Source organism: Nisaea sediminum (assembly GCF_014904705.1).
GTDB lineage: Bacteria > Pseudomonadota > Alphaproteobacteria > Thalassobaculales > Thalassobaculaceae > Nisaea > Nisaea sediminum.
The window spans coordinates 605,127-619,027 of the sequence record NZ_JACZCQ010000006.1 but is presented as its reverse complement, the minus strand read 5'-3'; the positions used below and the strand labels follow the sequence as shown (position 1 = coordinate 619,027).

The following is a 13,901-nucleotide window of genomic DNA, read 5'->3' as shown; positions in this document are numbered from 1 at the left end:
GCCGCCGCCGGATCAACCGCCTTTCCGGCTCAGTTCAATTGACTTTCCAGAACTTGAAGGACGCGTGCCACTTCGAGCCGTTCGGGCTCGCGGATATTGCCGCTGGCGAGAAAGTCCCTGAGACAGCCTATCGCGGCCCTGCGTTCGCCCTTGCGGGCGAGCAGCATGCCCTCCTCGCGCATCAGTCCCGGAAGGCGCGGGGCGAGCAGCCGCATGTCGCGGATGATCTGGAGCGCGGGCTCCAGCCTGCCGTCCCGGAGCAGCCGCAACTTGATGTTGTTTTGTAGGCGCAACAGAATATCGAGATCGCTGACATCCTGGTAATGCGCCTGCGTGAGTTCGGCTGTCTCACCCTGGAAACTGGTGAGCAGGCGGCGGAGCGCCGGCGCGTCAAGTGCCGCTCCGCCATGGAAAGGGTCGAGGATCTGCCGCACGCCGTCGCCCTGGACGCGGATCAGGAAATGATTCGGGAAGTTCAGCCCGCCAGCGTCCAGGCCGAGCCCGCGGGCGGTCTCGATATAGAGAATACCGAGCGCGACCGGCAGGCCCTTGCGGCGGTCGATCACCCGGATCAGGTTGGCATTCTGCGGATCGTCATATGTCTTGCTGTCGCCCTCGTAGCTGAACTCGCCGCCGAGGGTCGCGGCGAGCGCGGCCGCCGGCGTCCCGGCATCGGAGCTTTTCGCACTCTCCACGAGGGCGGCGAGGTGATCTCGGTACCGCTCCAGCGGAACGCCCGGCCGGTCGAGCGACGCCAGGAGCAGCGCTGCTTCCCCGAGCCCGACCTCGCCAAAGCCTCTCTCTCCGATCTCCGCCAGCGTGGTGCGGGTGCCGTCCGGGTCGGGAACCATGGCTTCAGGAAGCGCCCTTGATCCGGACGTAGCTCACGACATTGCGCACATATTCCAGATTGCGGGCATGATCGATCACGCGCTGCAGCTCCGCATTGTTCTGGGCGATGCCGAACAGATAGACCGTGCCGTTGACCGTATCGATATCGTAATTGATCGAGCTGACACCGCCGTCGAACAGCAGCTTGGTCTCGAGCTGGGTTTCGATCCAGGTATCCCGCGCCTTGTCCACGATGTCGGATTTGTCGACCACCTGGATCTCGTTGATCACCTCGCGGATGCCGCTTGCCTGCCAGGCCAGCCGCGCCGCCTCGATCCGGTCTTCGGGTTTTGGTACCGACCCTGTCAGCAAGACGCGGCCGTCCTCCACCGAAAGACCGACGGCGGAAAACAGGTCCACGTTTTTCTGGAAGAGGTAATGGTTGATCTCGGTCTTGATCGCGAGGTCCTTGGCGGTGCCTTCGAGACCGCGTTCGGACTGGCTCGCGGTCGCTGCGGTGGCGCCTGCACCGATCGCGACGCCGACCGGCGTGCAGCCGCCGGCGGCAAGCGGGAGGGCAAGCAATGTGAGGAGGAGAAGTGCGGCTCTTGGCATGCTGTCACTCTACATCTTGTGGTCGGCGATCCAGACATTCTGAATATGGCGGGGAAAGCGCCAGTGTGCCACCGCGAATAGGTCAAATCTAAGGCGATGGCCGGCAAGCCGCGAATTTCCCTTTTGCACCCAGAGCGCCGCTCTCTGCAGGCGGCGCCATTGCGCATGCGTAACGGACTCCTGCGCGGCGGCCAGGTCGGGACGCGCCTTGACCTCGACGATCGCTAGGGTCCGCCCCCGTTCGGCCAGGATGTCGATTTCGCCGACCTTGGTACGGAGCCGGCTGGCGATGATTCTGTACCCTTTCAAACGCAGGATCAGGCGGCAGAATGCCTCGGCGTAGAGCCCGAACCGCTGCGCGCGCCTCTTGGCGCGCACCGTGTCCGCAGACCGCCACGCCCCGGTATTCATCCCGCGCCGTCGCCGCGAAGCTGCAAAGCCCGCTCGTAGACCTGCTTGCGCGGGAGCCCGGTCTCCGCCGCGACCTCCTTCGCAGCGTCTTTCAGGCTGAGGCGCGTGAGCGCTTCGCCGAGCAGGGCGTCGAGGGCTTCTTCGCTCGGCTTTTCCTCGGTCTCCGGCGGGCCGAACATCAGCACGGCCTCGCCCTTCGGCGGTTCGATTTCGGCATAATGCCGGGCGAGGTCGTCGATCCGCCCGCGCGTCACCTCCTCGAACCGCTTGGTCAGCTCCCGTGCCACCGCCATTTCCCGCGGACCGAGGATCTCCAGGGCATCCTTGAGGGTCTCGGCCAGCCGGCGCGGTGCCTCGAAGAAGATCAGCGTGGCCCGAAGCCGCGCCACTTCCTCGAGGATACGGCGGCGCTCGCCCGACTTGGTCGGCAGGAAACCGCCGAAGAAGAACCGGTCCGTCGGCAGCCCGGAAATCGAAAGGGCGACCACCGGCGCGGCCGGTCCCGGCACGGCGGTTACCGGCGTGCCCTGAGCGGCCGCTTCGCGCACGAGCTTGTAGCCGGGGTCGGAGATCGTCGGTGTCCCGGCATCGGTCACCAGCGCGATGCTTTTGCCCGCGGCAAGCAGACGTAGCAGCTCCGGCCGGCTTTTTTCGGCATTGTGGTCCTGGTATGCGAGCAGGCGTGCCTTGATGGCGAAGCGTTGCAGCAGGCGGCCGGTCAGCCGCGTGTCCTCGCAGGCGACGATGTCGGCTGCCGCGAGCGTTTCCAGGGCGCGCCGGGAGATATCGCCGAGATTGCCGATCGGTGTCGCTACCAGTATCAATCCCCCGACGGGGACTGCTGCCGGCGCTTGAGTGGACCCGTTCTCCTCCGCGGAAACTGGGGCAGTCACATTGGTGCCATCTTGCGGCAGTTTACTCTGGCCCGCGCCTTGATTAGCCTTTGGCGCCGAAGAGCGGGAGGATGTCTGTGGTGCGCGCTTTTTCATACCGTACCGGGAACCCACGGGGCCTTTGTCAGGGCGATGACCGAGTTATGGGAGGAAGCGGCGGCTTTCTCCAAGCGCTTTTCTCACGCCTGCCGCGTGCCGCGTGCCTGCCGCTGCTGCTGCTGGGCCTGACGCTTGCCGGATGTCAGACACCCGGTTTGCCCGGACTGCAGCCGGAACTCGCGCGGCAGCCGGAACAGCGCGTCGCGCCGCGTCAGGAGCCGGCTCCGGCCGAACCGGGAGCCGTGGAGCGCGGGACCACGGCAGAGCGACCGGCCACGGTCGTTCCGGATGCGGAACTCTCCTTCGAGCGTCCTCAGACCGAAATTCCTCTGACCACGGTGCCCGGCGCTCCTGACGGGATTGCCCTGCTTCTGCCGCTGAGCGGTCAGCGCGCTTCTGTCGGTCGGGCCATGCTCGATGCTGCGCAGATGGCCGTCTTCGATATTGCCGGCGAAGATTTCAATCTGATGGTCTACGACACCCAGGGGACACCCGAAGGTGCGGAAGATGCGGCCCGGCTCGCCGTCGCCGACGGCGCGCGGATCGTGCTCGGCCCGCTCTATGGCCGCTCTGCGGCAGCCGTCCGGCCGATCATCGCGGGGGCCGGGATCAATGCCGTTGCCTTCTCGAACGACCGCAGCGTCGCCGGCCCGCCGGTCTATCTGATGGGCCTGATGCCGCAGCAGCAGATCGAGCGCGTCATCCGCTACGCGGTGCAGAAGGGATATCGCCGGCTCGGCCTGCTTCTGCCGCATGGAAGTTACGGCGATCTGGTGCTCGAGAGCGCGCGCTCGGCCTCGATCGGTGCCGGCGCCGAGATCACCCGGATCGCTTACTACGATCCACTCGCCACCGATTTCACTGAAACGGCCCGTGCCTTCGCCGAGTATGACAGCCGACGGGAATCTCTGAAGATCCAGAAGGACGAACTCGCCGGACGAACGGACGAGATCTCCCGCCAGACGCTGGCTCGACTCCAGTCGATGGATACGCTCGGCGATCCGCCCTATGACGCGATCCTGATTCCCGAAGGCGGCAATGTGCTGCGGACCATCGCGCCGCTGCTGGCCTATTACGATGTCGACACGCGGCGTGTGAAACTGCTCGGAACGGCGCAGTGGGAGGATCCGAGCCTCGGGACCGAGCCGAGCCTGGTCGGCGGCTGGTTCGCCGCGCCGCCCGCGCTCTACCGGGAGAATTTCGCGCTGCGCTACGAGGCGGCCTTCGGACGGCGGCCCTCGGGCCTTGCCGCGCTCGCCTATGACAGCATCGCGCTCACGGTTTCGCTGCAGCGTGGCGAGACGGGACCGGATTTCGGCGGCGGTGCGCTGATGGCGGAAAGCGGGTTCGTGGCATTGAACGGTCTCTTTCGCTTCGTCGCCGACGGCACCAACCAGCGCGGCCTCGCGATTTTCGAAATCAAGGACCGCGCCCTCGAGGTTATCGATACGGCACCGGAACGGTTTGACGGTCTGACGAACTAGGCGAGTTCGGGCAGACGCGCCGTCAAGGCGGCGATGACCGCATTGAGGCGCTGCCGGCCTTCCAGTGTGGCCGCGAGCCGGTCTCCGATCGGCTCGATATAGCCGGCCTCTTCGAGATCTGCGAGCAGCGGGCGCCCGAACAGGGACTCCAGGTCGCGCCCCGCTTCCGCTTCGAGCCGCGCCCGGTCGATGCCCTCGGCGAGGCGGAGGCCCATCATCAGCATTTCGGTCAGGCGTCCGGCGCGGTCGACCTCTTCGCTTGCGGCGATCCCGCTTCCTGTCTTCTCGACCCGGTCGAGCCAGATCGCCGGGGCGCGGCGGGTATGTATCGCACGCGTAACGAGTGAACCGTTGGGGCTGTTGCCACGCAGGCGGGAATGGGCGCCCGGACCGACGCCCGCATAATCGTGATAGCGCCAGTAGATCAGGTTGTGCCGGCATTCCGCGCCGGCGCGGGCATGGTTCGAGACCTCGTAGGCAGGCATCCCCGCAGCGTCCAGAACCTCCTGGGTCGCCTCGTAGAGCGCGGCCTGGTTCTCGTCCTCCGGCAACACGATCTCGCCCTTCGCATGGCGGGCGAAGAACGGGGTCTCCGGCTCGATCGTGAGCTGGTAGAGCGAGATATGGTCGGCCGCGAGGACCAGCGCCTCCTTCAGCTCGGCCTTCCAGGCCGCCACGGTTTGCTCCGGGCGGGCATAAATGAGGTCGAAGGACATGCGCTCGAAATTATCCCGCGCGACAGCGATCGCCTCGCGGGCCTGCGCCGCGTCGTGGGTGCGGCCGAGAAACGCCAGATCCCGGTCGTTCAGCGCCTGGATACCGAGCGAGACCCGGTTGACCCCTGCCTCCCGGAACGCGGCGAACTTCTCCGCCTCGACCGAGGTGGGGTTGGCCTCGAGGGAGATCTCGACCTGGTTGCGCCAGGGCCAGAGCCGGTGGATCTCGTCGATCACGGCGGCGACGGTCTCCGGCTCCATCAGCGACGGCGTGCCGCCCCCGAAGAAGATGCTGGAAACGGTCCGTTCCGGCGCCAGTGCATGGAAATGCGCAAGCTCGGTTTTCAGCGCCGCGCGCCAGCGTGCGTGGTCGATCCGCGCCGAGACATGGCTGTTGAAGTCGCAATAGGGGCATTTGGAGAGGCAGAAGGGCCAGTGGACATAGACCCCGAACGGCTCCGCCGCCGCGCGCTCCATCTCTGCCTTATCCGGCATCGCCTGAGGTGCCGTCGAGACCGACCTGCTTCAGCAGCTTCTCGAAGGCGACGGCCCGATGGCTGACGGAATGTTTCCAATCCGAATTGACTTCACCAAAGGTCTTCTCGTGCCCCTCGGGGACGAACATCGGATCGTAGCCGAAGCCGTTCGCGCCGCGCGGCGGCCAGACGAGATCGCCCCACACGCGGCCCTCGACGGATTCCGTATGTCCGTCGGGCCAGCAGATCGTGAGCGCGCAGACGAAGGCGGCCGAACGATCCGTGTTGCCGGCGGCGGCCTTTTCCTGAAGCGCGTCCTCGACCTTGCGCATGGCGATCGAGAAATCCTTCTCCGGTCCCGCCCAGCGCGCGGAGTAGATCCCCGGATTGCCGTCCAGCGCGGTCACGCTCAGCCCGGAATCGTCCGCCAGCGCCGGCAGGCCGGACCGTTCCGCCGCGGCGCAGGCCTTCAGCTCCGCGTTGGCGATATAGGTGGTTCCGGTTTCTTCCGGTTCCGGCAGCCCGAGCTCGCCGGCGGAGACCACCTCGATGCCGAGCGGGCCGACCAGATCCCGGATCTCCCGCAGCTTGCCCTGGTTGTGGCTCGCGATGACCAGCTTCTTATCGGTAAAAGCCCGGCCCATTGCTCAGCCCTCGATGGCTTTTTTCTGCAGCGCGACCAGGTCTGCGACCCCGGCGCGCGCCAGCTTCAGCATCTCGGTGAAGGCCTCGTCGCCGAACGGGTCCTCTTCCGCCGTCGCCTGGATCTCGACGATCCCGGCATTGCCTGTCAGAACGAAGTTGGCATCGGCCTCGGCGCCGGAATCCTCGATATAGTCGAGGTCGAGCACCGGGGTGCCTTTATAGATGCCGCAGGAAACCGCCGCGACATGGTCGATCAGCGGGACCTCGGGCAGCGCGCCGAGCTTGACCAGCTTCTGGAAAGCAAGATGCAGGGCGACGAAAGAGCCGGTGATCGAGGCGGTGCGGGTGCCGCCGTCCGCCTGCAGCACATCGCAATCGACCTTGATCTGCCGCTCGCCCATGGCCTTCAGATTGGTGACGGCGCGCAGCGAGCGCCCGATCAGGCGCTGGATTTCCTGGGTCCGTCCGCTCTGCTTGCCGCGCGCGGCCTCGCGGTCGGTCCGCGTGTGGGTAGAGCGCGGCAGCATGCCGTATTCCGCGGTCACCCAGCCGCTGCCGGAATTGCGCAGGAACGGCGGCACGCGGTCCTCGACGGACGCGGTGCAGAGCACATGGGTATCGCCGAATCTGGCGAGGCAGGAACCCTCGGCATATTTGGCGAAACCCGGCTCCAGAATGACGTTGCGCATCTGGTCGGGGCTGCGCCCGGACGGGCGTTCGGCGGTTCCGGCCATGGAAGTCTCCTCTTCGGTATCCGGCCTGATAGGCCCGCGTCCTGCGGGTCCATGCCGGTCTCTGGATCGTCTGTTCGAAATCGCGCGCAACCTACTATCGGCGGCACGGTACGTCCATCATTCAAGGCGCATTGACGGTGCGACGGGGGCTCCCTAGATTTTCCGTCATGGAACACATGTCAGGCATCGGGGCTCTGAACGCCCGCTCGCGGGAAATCCTGCAACAGATTGTCGACACTTATGTAGAGACGGGCGAGCCGATCGGCTCGCGGACGATCTCGCGCCGCCTCGGCGAGGTGCTGTCCCCGGCAACGATCCGCAATGTCATGGCCGATCTCGAGGAAGCGGGCCTGCTTTACGCCCCACATACCTCCGCTGGCCGGCTGCCGACCGAGCGTGGCCTGCGCATCGTGGTCGACGGGCTGCTGGAGATCGGCGGCGACCTGAGCGAGGAAGAGCGGGGCAAGATCGACTCCCTGCTCGCCGCGAATGGCCGCGGTTATGACGAGGTTCTGGACGAGGCGACGCGCGCGCTGGCCGGCCTTTCGTCCTGCGCCGGTCTGGTGATCTCCCCGAAATCGGAGCCGTCGCTGCGCCACATCGAATTCGTGCCGCTGGCTGCCGGACGGGCGCTCGTCGTGCTGGTGAACGAGCTCGGCCTGGTGGAGAACCGGGTGATCGAGCTGCCTGTCGATCTTCCGGCTTCGGCGCTCGTGCAGGCGACCAACTTCCTGAATACCCGCTTCCACGGAGCCTCGCTCGATCAGGCGCTAAAGTCCATCAAGGCGGAGATCGAGCACCGCAGGATAGAGCTCGACGAGCTCACGGCGCGCGTGGTCGAGGACGGTCTCGCGCTGCTGGCGGGTGGGCCCGACGACGGTTCGCTCATTGTGCGCGGCCAGTCGCGCCTGCTTGAGGATGTCTCTGCGGTCGAGGATCTGGAGCGGATCCGCCTGCTGTTCGACCAGCTCGAACAGAAGCAGGGCATGCTGAAGCTGCTGCAGGCGACGGGCGATGCCGACGGCGTGCAGATCTTCATCGGGGCGGAAAACCAGCTATTCGAACATACCGGCTGCTCGATGATCCTCTCGCCCTACCGGGATACGAAGAAGCGTGTGGTCGGTGCCATTGGCGTAATCGGACCGACGCGGATGAATTACGCCCGCATCATTCCCATGGTCGATTACACCGCACGGCTGATCGGCCGCGTCATTGGCTGATCAGAGGAGCGTTGATCCGGGGGCCGAGCCGCGCTAAAGCAGGCGCTCCGGGCCCGGAATGATTGATTTCCCATTCCGGCCGCCCACATTTGGGCCTGACTTTCAGGATCTCTAGACGGGAAAGAGCCAGACCGATGGCCGAACAAGGCAAGAAAACCGAGCAACACGCCAACCAGGACGCGCCGGGCGACGAGCCGCTTGTCAATCCGGATGACGGGATTCTCGACATGGACGCGCTGATGGGCGGCCTGAAGAACGAGGATAGCGACGCGGAGGCCGACGATGATCGCGCCGACGACGAGGTTCAACAGCTCAAGGATCAGCTGATCCGCACGCTCGCGGAGCTGGAAAACACGCGGAAACGGGCGGAGCGCGATGTCGCGCAGGCGCGCAAGTTCGCGATCACCGATTTCGCCCGGGATCTGCTCAGCGCGTCCGATAATCTGCGCCGGGCGCTCGAATCCGCGCCGGAAGACCGCGACGAGCTCGACATCACCCTGAAGAACCTGGTGATCGGTGTCGAGATGACCGAGAAGGAACTGCTCGGCGTGTTCGAGAAGCACGGCATCCGCAAGATTGATCCGCTCGGCGACAAGTTCGACTACAACCTGCACCAGGCAATGTTCGAGGTTCCGGACGCCAAGACAGAGCCGGGCACCGTCGTGCAGGTGATGCAGCCGGGCTACGTGCTGCAGGACCGCCTTCTGCGGGCCGCGATGGTTGGGGTCTCGAAGAGCCCGGACGATAAGAAGGAAACGGTCGACACCACGGCGTAACGCATTCCGCGCCAGCGCTTCATCATCCGGCCGGCGTCAGGGCAGCAGCGCCTCACCGGCCGGATCGTGCCGCTTCAGGGCGGTTTTCGCCCGCTCCCGCTTCTCGACCGCATAACAATAGACGCATCCGTGTGGACAGCTGTCATAGCTGCCGATGTCCCGGGATTCCGCGCAGAGACACCCCGGACGGTTGCCTTTCTGCCGGACCTTGAGCGGGCGTCCGGCGATATCCGCGAGCCGTTCCGCGTCGATGCAGCGTGCGGGTGAGAGGGCTCCGCCGAGAAGCTCGGGCTGCGAACATAGCGTCGGGCGAAGACCCGCCTCCGCGGCGATCGCGGCGAGTTCCTGCAACAACGCGGATTTCTCTTCCGGCCCGGGATCGCGCCAATCGAAGCCGCTCTGCCGGGCGCTTTCCTCGGTGTTGCGGCGGCTCTTGCGATAGATATGCGCGGCAGAGAAAGTGACTTCATCGACACTGCCGGCGAGCGCGCGGGCGAGGAGGGCTACGGTCTCCCGGTGGAAATCCGGCGGCGTGAGACTGGACCAGAAAACCGGATCGTAGCGCCAGACCACTGCCCTTGGTCCAAACCGTTCCGATAAAGAAACAATATCGGCGAGGGCGGTCTCGACCGGCGGAACGCGCTGCTCGAGCGCGGACGGATATCCGGTGACCGTGTATTGCACGACGAAGGGCACGCGATCCGCGGCGAGGGTTTCGAATATTGCCCGGGCCGGCCTGGCGTTTCGGGTCCAGAAGACATAACCGTCCACCTCCTCCGGCCGGAGCCCGACCCGTGACGGTTTGCCGCTGTAGGGGTTCGGTACAAGAGCGTATCCGGCCTCGATCCGCGCCTTCAGCCACGCGCTGTAGAAGGCCGGGATGTCGGTGCGGTAGCTCGCGGAGATGATCATATCGGCGCCGATTCCCGGAAAATTGGCTCTAATGGGACTTGCGGGTCGCGAAATCCTATTCCACTTGGTTGCAGCGCGGCCACACCACGCCTATATAGCGGTTGGCTTGAACGTACCAATCGGGAACGGGAACGGCGCTTCGAGAAGGCCGTCAACGTTTGCTGAAAGACGAGGAAAACATGAGCAAAGTAATCGGTATCGACCTGGGAACCACCAATTCCTGTATCGCGTTCATGGACGGCAAGGACGCGAAAGTGATTGAGAATGCCGAAGGCGCGCGCACGACGCCGTCGATGGTGGCCTTCGCCGAAAGCGGCGAACGTCTCGTCGGCCAGGCCGCGAAGCGCCAGGCAGTAACCAACCCGGAAAATACCCTTTTCGCGATCAAGCGCCTGATCGGCCGCCGCTTCGACGACAAGGCCTCCAAGCGCTTCAACGACCTGGTCCCCTACAAGGTCGTCTCCGGCGAGAACGGCGACGCCTGGGTTGAAGCGCGCGGCGAGAAATACAGCCCGAGCCAGATCTCCAGCTTCACCCTGCGCAAGCTGAAGGAAGATGCCGAGGCCTATCTCGGCGATACGGTCGACCAGGCGGTCATCACCGTCCCGGCCTACTTCAACGACGCCCAGCGCCAGGCGACCAAGGATGCCGGCAAGATCGCGGGCCTCGAGGTTCTGCGCATCATCAACGAGCCGACCGCTGCCGCGCTCGCCTACGGTCTCGACAAGAAGAATACCGGCACCATCGCGGTCTATGACCTTGGCGGCGGCACCTTCGACGTCTCGATCCTGGAGATCGGCGACGGCGTGTTCGAGGTGAAGTCCACCAACGGCGATACCTTCCTCGGCGGTGAAGATTTCGACCAGCGCGTGATCGATTATCTGGCCGACGAGTTCAAGAAAGAGAACGGCATTGACCTGCGCAAGGACAAGCTTGCGCTGCAGCGCCTGAAGGAAGCCGGCGAAAAGGCCAAGATCGAGCTCTCCAGTTCGATGCAGACCGAAGTGAACCTGCCCTTCATCACTGCGGATCAGTCCGGTCCGAAGCACCTGAACATCAAGCTGACCCGGGCGAAGCTCGAGGCGCTGGTGGACGATCTGGTGCAGCGGACGGTCGAGCCCTGCAAGGCGGCCCTGAAGGACGCGGGCGTCTCCGCCGGCGAGATCGACGAGGTGATCCTGGTCGGCGGCATGACCCGCATGCCGAAGATCGTCGAGACGGTGAAGAACTTCTTCGGCCGTGAGCCGCATCGCGGCGTGAACCCGGACGAGGTCGTGGCGCTCGGCGCGGCGATCCAGGCCGGCGTTCTGAAGGGCGACGTGAAGGACGTCCTGCTGCTCGACGTGACCCCGCTGTCGCTCGGCATCGAGACCCTGGGCGGCGTCTTCACCCGTCTGATCGATCGCAACACGACGATCCCGACGAAGAAGAGCCAGACCTTCTCCACCGCCGAGGATAACCAGACCGCCGTGACGATCCGGGTGTTCCAGGGCGAACGCGAGATGGCGGCCGACAATAAGCTGCTCGGCCAGTTCGACCTTGTCGGCATTCCGGGTGCGCCGCGCGGCGTGCCGCAGATCGAGGTCACCTTCGACATCGACGCGAACGGCATCGTCAACGTTTCGGCCAAGGATAAGGCCACCGGCAAGGAACAGCAGATCCGCATCCAGGCCTCCGGCGGCCTGTCCGACGAGGATATCGAGCGGATGGTCAAGGAAGCGGAAGCCAATTCCGAGTCCGACAAGGCCCGTCGCGAGCTGGTCGAGACCAAGAACCAGGCCGATGCCGCGGTCCATGGCACCGAGAAGATGCTGGCCGAACACGGAGACAAGATCTCCGAGGCCGAGCGGGGTGAGATCGACGGCCACCTGACCGCCCTGCGCACCGCGATGGAAGGCGAGGACGGGGCCGAGATCAAGGCCAAGATGGAAGCTCTCCAGCAGGCCTCGATGAAGCTCGGCGAAGCCATGTACAAGGCGCAGCAGGATGCCTCCGCCGGTGAAGCCGGCCCGGACATGGGCGGCGACGCGGGGAGTTCCGCGGGCGGCGACAGCGCGTCCAGCGATGACGTCGTCGATGCGGACTTCGAAGAAGTCGACGATCAGAACCGCGACAACAAGTCCGCCTGATCCCAACGGTTCGGGCGGAGGAGCCGATGACCAGTCCCTGGCATCGTCCTCCGCCCGGTTCCGATCCGGAAAGGCAGGCGGTTCACATCTTTGCCGGACTGCCGACACCGTTGCGGGGACGATGACGCGCCATGGCAAAAAGAGATTATTACGAGGTTCTGGGGGTCCAGCGCGGTGCTTCAGATGCGGAGATGAAATCCGCCTATCGCAAGCTCGCGATGCAGTATCACCCCGACCGAAATCCTGACAATCCGGACGCGGAGGCCAAGTTCAAGGAGCTGAACGAGGCCTATGACGTCCTGAAGGACGAGCAGAAGCGGGCGGCCTACGACCGTTTCGGCCACGACGCCTTCGAGGGCGGCATGGGCGGCGCCGGTGGAGGCGCCGGGTTCGGCGGTGCCGGTTTTGGCGGTTTCGCCGATATCTTCGACGAGATGTTCGGCGACTTCATGGGCGGGCGGCGTGGCGGCAACCGCCGGGGCTCCGACCTCCGCTATAATATGTCGATCACGCTGGAAGAAGCTTTCAAGGGCAAGCAGGCCGAGATTCACATTCCGAGTTCCGTGCAGTGCGAGGAGTGCCACGGATCCGGCGCCGAGAAAGGCACCGATCCGGTGACCTGCACGACCTGTCAGGGACATGGCAAAGTGCGGGCCCAGCAGGGCTTCTTCACGATCGAGCGGACCTGCCCCCATTGCGGCGGCAACGGCACGCGGATCGAGAAACCGTGCAAAACCTGCGGCGGCGCCGGCCGCACGCAGAAGGAAAAGACCCTGTCGGTAAACATCCCGGCGGGCGTCGAGGACGGCACCCGGATCCGGCTCAGCGGCGAGGGCGAGGTCGGACCGCGGGGCACCCCGCCGGGCGATCTCTATCTCTTCCTCTCCATCGCCGAGCATCCGATCTTCAAGCGCGAGGGTGCAGACGTCTATTGCCGCGTACCCCTGCCGATGACGACGGCCGCACTGGGCGGACAGATCGAGGTTCCGACCATCGAGGGCGGGCGTGCCCGCATCCAGGTCGGTCCCGGCACTCAGACCGGCAAGCAGTTCCGTCTCAAGGGCAAGGGCATGTCGGTTCTGCGCAGTCCCGCCCGCGGCGATCAGTATGTCGAGGTCGCGGTCGAAACCCCGGTGAACCTGACCAAGAAGCAGCGCGAGCTGCTGGAGGAGTTCGCCGGCGAGCAGAACGAGAAGACCAGCCCGCAGTCGGCCGGATTCTTCGACAAGGTGAAAGAACTCTGGGATGACCTGAGGGAGTGATCCCTTTTCGAGCTGCTCTCCGATACAGGACGCCGGCCCATCGAGGCCGGCGTTTTTGTTTCCAAATCGGTAGGGCCGCTATCTTGGCGAAAATCCGGTCGGGCACCGGGAGCACCGGTATTCCTTTGGGTATTACTCTTTAATGCATTGATTATCTTGATTCAATTTCGATGGCATTGACGATCGCGCGGCCCTCGTGCCGGAGGAACTCCAGCGCTGCCCGGCGGATCGCCAGTGCGTATCGTACCGTGAAGCGCTCGGTATTGGACATCTCGCGCAAGGGTAAGGCCAGAAGCGCCCTGATCTCCTGGTTCAGGACACCGACCCGCTCCTCCATCAGCCGCTCGACCTCCCCCGGCCCGGCGAGATCGGAAAAATAGACCGCAGCCAGAAAGTCCGATCTGAGGCGCTCGTCGGCACCCGATGCCGCGACCCGCTCACATAGCAAGTTACGACCGATGTCGGTTATTTCGAACTGTCGCTGCTCCAGAGGGGCGTTCGGAGTGCCGGTCTCGGTGACGCCGCCGCGTGCCTTCAGTTTGGCGAGGGCGGGGTAAAGCGCCCCGGTGCTGACGCTCTGGAAATGCGCGAAATCGGCATTGATCCGGCGCCGGATCTGGTATCCGTTCGCCGGTCCTTTGGACAAGGCACCGAGAATGATATCGCTGATTTCAAACATTTTATCAGCGCGATATATC

Annotated in this window: 14 protein-coding genes; 5 read left to right on the top strand and 9 right to left on the bottom strand. The window is 64.9% G+C overall.

The window, feature by feature from the left end; all coding sequences use genetic code 11:
• Positions 1 to 29: 29 nt before the first annotated feature.
• The 4 genes from IG122_RS14940 to rsmI are packed head-to-tail and all read right to left on the bottom strand — an operon-like array spanning position 30 to position 2,681.
• Entirely contained in the window at positions 30 to 851 is an 822-nt protein-coding gene (locus tag IG122_RS14940) for a SirB1 family protein (protein WP_193184911.1), read from the bottom strand.
• 4 nt (positions 852 to 855) lie between these two features.
• Positions 856 to 1,446: a BON domain-containing protein gene (locus IG122_RS14935; protein WP_193184908.1), complete on the bottom strand. Its 591-nt coding sequence runs from the start codon at positions 1,444 to 1,446 to the stop codon at positions 856 to 858.
• Positions 1,447 to 1,455: 9 nt separating this feature from the next.
• Positions 1,456 to 1,857, bottom strand: a complete 402-nt coding sequence (locus IG122_RS14930; protein WP_193184905.1) for a YraN family protein — start codon at positions 1,855 to 1,857, stop codon at positions 1,456 to 1,458.
• Complete coding sequence (rsmI, locus tag IG122_RS14925; RefSeq protein ID WP_226893586.1) at positions 1,854 to 2,681, bottom strand: 16S rRNA (cytidine(1402)-2'-O)-methyltransferase; 828 nt, start codon at positions 2,679 to 2,681, stop codon at positions 1,854 to 1,856. The genes IG122_RS14930 and rsmI overlap by 4 nt, the downstream gene beginning before the upstream one ends.
• Positions 2,682 to 2,893: 212 nt before the next feature.
• Here rsmI and IG122_RS14920 point away from each other — a divergent pair, with 212 nt between their 5' ends.
• Positions 2,894 to 4,333: a penicillin-binding protein activator gene (locus IG122_RS14920; protein ID WP_193184898.1), complete on the top strand. Its 1,440-nt coding sequence runs from the start codon at positions 2,894 to 2,896 to the stop codon at positions 4,331 to 4,333.
• Here IG122_RS14920 and hemW read toward each other — a convergent pair.
• Genes hemW through rph form a run of 3 tightly spaced genes read right to left on the bottom strand, consistent with a single transcriptional unit; the run spans position 4,330 to position 6,904 of the window.
• Positions 4,330 to 5,544 carry a radical SAM family heme chaperone HemW gene (hemW, locus tag IG122_RS14915; protein WP_226893585.1) on the bottom strand — a complete coding sequence of 405 codons (1,215 nt, stop codon included), beginning with the start codon at positions 5,542 to 5,544 and terminating at the stop codon, positions 4,330 to 4,332. The genes IG122_RS14920 and hemW overlap by 4 nt on opposite strands.
• The gene (gene rdgB / locus IG122_RS14910; RefSeq protein ID WP_193184895.1) at positions 5,534 to 6,169 is read right to left on the bottom strand and encodes an RdgB/HAM1 family non-canonical purine NTP pyrophosphatase; all 636 of its coding nucleotides are present in this window, start codon (positions 6,167 to 6,169) and stop codon (positions 5,534 to 5,536) included. The genes hemW and rdgB overlap by 11 nt, the downstream gene beginning before the upstream one ends.
• Positions 6,170 to 6,172: 3 nt before the next feature.
• Positions 6,173 to 6,904: a ribonuclease PH gene (rph, locus tag IG122_RS14905; protein WP_193184892.1), complete on the bottom strand. Its 732-nt coding sequence runs from the start codon at positions 6,902 to 6,904 to the stop codon at positions 6,173 to 6,175.
• A gap of 176 nt (positions 6,905 to 7,080) precedes the next feature.
• On the opposite strand from rph, the gene hrcA reads away from it, so the two are divergent.
• Together hrcA and grpE are read left to right on the top strand one after the other, a co-directional pair.
• Entirely contained in the window at positions 7,081 to 8,124 is a 1,044-nt protein-coding gene (gene hrcA / locus IG122_RS14900; RefSeq protein ID WP_193186184.1) for a heat-inducible transcriptional repressor HrcA, read from the top strand.
• Positions 8,125 to 8,258: 134 nt separating this feature from the next.
• Positions 8,259 to 8,900 (top strand): nucleotide exchange factor GrpE, encoded by a 642-nt coding sequence (gene grpE / locus IG122_RS14895; RefSeq protein ID WP_226893584.1) that lies wholly within the window; start codon positions 8,259 to 8,261, stop codon positions 8,898 to 8,900.
• 36 nt (positions 8,901 to 8,936) lie between these two features.
• On the opposite strand, the gene IG122_RS14890 is transcribed toward grpE, so the two are convergent.
• Positions 8,937 to 9,812 carry a DUF1848 domain-containing protein gene (locus IG122_RS14890; protein WP_193184889.1) on the bottom strand — a complete coding sequence of 292 codons (876 nt, stop codon included), beginning with the start codon at positions 9,810 to 9,812 and terminating at the stop codon, positions 8,937 to 8,939.
• 179 nt (positions 9,813 to 9,991) lie between these two features.
• On the opposite strand from IG122_RS14890, the gene dnaK reads away from it, so the two are divergent.
• Positions 9,992 to 11,941, top strand: a complete 1,950-nt coding sequence (dnaK, locus tag IG122_RS14885; protein WP_193184886.1) for a molecular chaperone DnaK — start codon at positions 9,992 to 9,994, stop codon at positions 11,939 to 11,941.
• Positions 11,942 to 12,072: 131 nt separating this feature from the next.
• Complete coding sequence (gene dnaJ / locus IG122_RS14880; RefSeq protein WP_193184883.1) at positions 12,073 to 13,203, top strand: molecular chaperone DnaJ; 1,131 nt, start codon at positions 12,073 to 12,075, stop codon at positions 13,201 to 13,203.
• 151 nt (positions 13,204 to 13,354) lie between these two features.
• Here the strand turns inward: dnaJ and IG122_RS14875 are convergent, their stop codons facing one another.
• Positions 13,355 to 13,882 carry a PadR family transcriptional regulator gene (locus tag IG122_RS14875; protein ID WP_193184881.1) on the bottom strand — a complete coding sequence of 176 codons (528 nt, stop codon included), beginning with the start codon at positions 13,880 to 13,882 and terminating at the stop codon, positions 13,355 to 13,357.
• Positions 13,883 to 13,901: the final 19 nt, after the last annotated feature.

What these genes read in the sequence shown, in the direction of transcription:
- IG122_RS14930 (WP_193184905.1), bottom strand. Translation starts at nt 1,857, where the DNA reads ATGAATACCGGGGCGTGGCGGTCTGCGGACACGGTGCGCGCCAAGAGG.
- IG122_RS14875 (WP_193184881.1), bottom strand. Translation starts at nt 13,882, where the DNA reads ATGTTTGAAATCAGCGATATCATTCTCGGTGCCTTGTCCAAAGGACCG.
- dnaJ (WP_193184883.1), top strand. Translation starts at nt 12,073, where the DNA reads ATGGCAAAAAGAGATTATTACGAGGTTCTGGGGGTCCAGCGCGGTGCT.
- IG122_RS14890 (WP_193184889.1), bottom strand. Translation starts at nt 9,812, where the DNA reads ATGATCATCTCCGCGAGCTACCGCACCGACATCCCGGCCTTCTACAGC.
- hrcA (WP_193186184.1), top strand. Translation starts at nt 7,081, where the DNA reads ATGTCAGGCATCGGGGCTCTGAACGCCCGCTCGCGGGAAATCCTGCAA.
- IG122_RS14935 (WP_193184908.1), bottom strand. Translation starts at nt 1,446, where the DNA reads ATGCCAAGAGCCGCACTTCTCCTCCTCACATTGCTTGCCCTCCCGCTT.
- IG122_RS14940 (WP_193184911.1), bottom strand. Translation starts at nt 851, where the DNA reads ATGGTTCCCGACCCGGACGGCACCCGCACCACGCTGGCGGAGATCGGA.
- hemW (WP_226893585.1), bottom strand. Translation starts at nt 5,544, where the DNA reads ATGCCGGATAAGGCAGAGATGGAGCGCGCGGCGGCGGAGCCGTTCGGG.
- grpE (WP_226893584.1), top strand. Translation starts at nt 8,259, where the DNA reads ATGGCCGAACAAGGCAAGAAAACCGAGCAACACGCCAACCAGGACGCG.
- IG122_RS14920 (WP_193184898.1), top strand. Translation starts at nt 2,894, where the DNA reads ATGGGAGGAAGCGGCGGCTTTCTCCAAGCGCTTTTCTCACGCCTGCCG.
- dnaK (WP_193184886.1), top strand. Translation starts at nt 9,992, where the DNA reads ATGAGCAAAGTAATCGGTATCGACCTGGGAACCACCAATTCCTGTATC.
- rdgB (WP_193184895.1), bottom strand. Translation starts at nt 6,169, where the DNA reads ATGGGCCGGGCTTTTACCGATAAGAAGCTGGTCATCGCGAGCCACAAC.
- rph (WP_193184892.1), bottom strand. Translation starts at nt 6,904, where the DNA reads ATGGCCGGAACCGCCGAACGCCCGTCCGGGCGCAGCCCCGACCAGATG.